The 823-nt window shown below is 59.9% G+C and carries 2 protein-coding genes; one reads left to right on the plus strand and one right to left on the minus strand.

The features are described 5' to 3' along the window. The coding region (locus SR3_RS30330; RefSeq protein ID WP_174549218.1) for an aldo/keto reductase at positions 1-181 on the minus strand (181 nt) is incomplete at its 3' end. Positions 182-442: 261 nt separating this feature from the next. On the opposite strand from SR3_RS30330, the gene SR3_RS30335 reads away from it, so the two are divergent. Beyond that, on the plus strand, positions 443-823 hold a 381-nt coding region (locus SR3_RS30335; RefSeq protein WP_068095162.1), incomplete at its 3' end, for a glutathione peroxidase.

Below are 823 nucleotides of genomic sequence, written 5' to 3' on the forward strand. Positions count from 1 at the left end.
ACCTCTCGGCTTCCCCTTCGCCATACATCTCGGCTGTGTCGATCAGCGTCATGCCGAGGTCCATGCCTTCACGCAGAGCTGCGATTTCCTGGACGCGCAGATCGGGCCTTTCAGCCATCATCCAGGTGCCAAGGCCAAGGGCCGGCACGGTGGTGCCGTCGGGAAAGGAAATTGTCTTCATTGTCCCTCCAACGCCCGATCAGCATAATCGTTCTCGCTCCAGTTTACGCCGGTTGGTGGCAGAGGTGAAGTTGGATCGCCCTCGGAAGGATCGGCGAGAGGTGCGGCTCTGGGCGGTTTCCTGGGATGCTCCTCGGGTGCGGGTTGTGCATGAAATGCGATGGTGGGCCGGGCGCCGGAAGGAGCCAACGCTTTATCTCCTTTATCCTGAAATGGATGGAGGTTATCTCAGCCATCCCCTCCCTGAAAAAAGGCTTGCTGCATGGCCAATGAACTTTCCGCACTCGCGCTCACTCGCCTGGATGGTTCCAGCGACAGTCTGGCCCAGCATGCGGGCAAGGTTCTGTTGGTGGTCAACGTGGCCTCGCAATGCGGCTTGACGCCTCAGTATGAGGGGCTGGAGAAGCTCTACACAAGCTACCGGGAGCAGGGCTTCGAAGTGCTGGGGTTCCCGGCCAATGATTTCGGCAATCAGGAGCCTGGATCGGCTGAAGATATCGACCAGTTCTGCAAGGTGAATTACGGCGTCAGCTTCCCGCTTTTTGCCAAGGCGCCAGTGTCGGGAGAGGACAAGCAGCCGCTCTACGCTGCACTGACGGCGGCGGAGCCGGTCAAGCAGGGCCCGGTGGAGGATTTTCGCGAG

Source organism: Novosphingobium rosa NBRC 15208 (assembly GCF_001598555.1).
GTDB classification, from domain to species: domain Bacteria; phylum Pseudomonadota; class Alphaproteobacteria; order Sphingomonadales; family Sphingomonadaceae; genus Novosphingobium; species Novosphingobium rosa.